Consider the following 1551-nt stretch of genomic DNA (forward strand, 5'->3'; position numbering starts at 1 on the left):
CGCGTCAGGTAGCGCGCTGGAGCAAACAGTACCTGGCCTCGAAAACCGATGACCTGCCCGCCATGGACAAACTGATGGCGTGGTTGCCGGAACACCTCCCGGCGAAGGATGAAACTGCCATCGCCCACGGAGATTACCGCTTCGGCAACCTGATGCTGGCACCAGACCGACCGGCGGTGATCGCCATTCTGGACTGGGAGCTGTCCACCCTGGGTCATCCCCTGGCAGATCTGGCCTATTTTTGCCTGCCCTTTTACCTGCCCGCCGACATGGAGGGTATGCGCGGATTGCAGGGTGAAAACCTTGAGGAGCTGGGCCTTCCGGACGAGCAGGCCATTATCCGCCGCTACTGCGAGAAGACGGGACGGGAAGGCATTGAAGACTGGCATGTGTATCTGGCGTTTTCGTTGTTCCGCCTCGCGGCGATTTTGCAGGGCGTCTACAAGCGGGCGCTGGATGGCAATGCCGCAAACGCCAACGCCCTGGAAGTTGGCAAGCGGGCGAGCCTGCTGGCGGACACCGGGTGGAAGATTGCCTGCGAAGGTGCGACGTCCTGAGATATCAGATTTACCCTGGAGAATAACAAGATGTTTGATCGTCACTACAAGGTCTGGCCCAAAGAACTGCCGAAAACCATGACGCTTCCGAAAACCAGTGTTTACACCAACCTGGAGATTTCGGCGCGGCGCTACCCGGACCATACCGCCATTATTTTCTACGACGCGCCGATCACCTACCGGCGTCTCAATGAGGAAGTCGAGACGTTGGCGGGTTACCTGCAGGCGCAGGGCGTGAAGAAAGGGGACCGGGTGCTGCTGTACATGCAGAACTCTCCCCAGTATGTGATCTCCTACTATGCCATCCTGCGGGCCGATGCCGTGGTGATACCGGTGAATCCGATGAACCGCTCGGCGGAACTCGAGCACTTTATTGCCGATACCGGAGCCACGGTTTGTCTGGCGGGGCAGGAATTGGCTGGCTTTATTGCGCCCATGATCGGCGACAGCAATCTTGACCAGGTGGTGGTGGCTTCCTACAGCACCTACATTGATCCCGAGACAGATCTGGACCTTCCTGCGGAAGTGGCGGCGCCGGTCTGGTCCCGGGACCTGCCTGGCGTTGTTACCTGGGAAGTGGCCATGGCGGCCGGATACGCACCGGGCCCTCACACGGCTACGCCGGATGACCTGGCGGTGATTCCCTACAGTTCCGGCACAACCGGTGCGCCCAAAGGCTGTATGCACACCCACCGGTCGGTGATGGCCACGGCTATCCACCGGATATTCTGGAACCTGACCACACCGGACAGCGTTCAGCTCGCCACCCTGCCGTTTTTCCACGTTACCGGCATGACGGGTTCGATGAATGGCCCCATAGCCGCGGGCGCGGCCTCCGTGATCATGACGCGTTGGGACCGAACCACCGCATCACGGCTGATCGAACGCTACAAAGTGACCGGCTGGACCAACATCGTCACCATGGCGGTGGATTTTCTCTCAAACCCCGATATTGGCCAATACGATCTGAGCAGCCTCAACATGATTGGCGGCG

At 59.8% G+C, this 1551-nt stretch carries 2 protein-coding genes; both read left to right on the top strand.

From position 1 onward, the window contains the following. The coding region (locus tag WH5701_RS00340; protein WP_006169800.1) for a phosphotransferase family protein at positions 1-557 on the top strand (557 nt) is incomplete at its 5' end. A gap of 30 nt (positions 558-587) precedes the next feature. Continuing rightward, positions 588-1551 (top strand): AMP-binding protein (locus WH5701_RS00345; protein WP_006169801.1); only part of this gene is annotated, 964 nt, incomplete at its 3' end.

It is taken from the genome of Synechococcus sp. WH 5701 (genome assembly GCF_000153045.1).
In the GTDB taxonomy this organism is placed as follows: domain Bacteria; phylum Cyanobacteriota; class Cyanobacteriia; order PCC-6307; family Cyanobiaceae; genus Regnicoccus_A; species Regnicoccus_A antarcticus.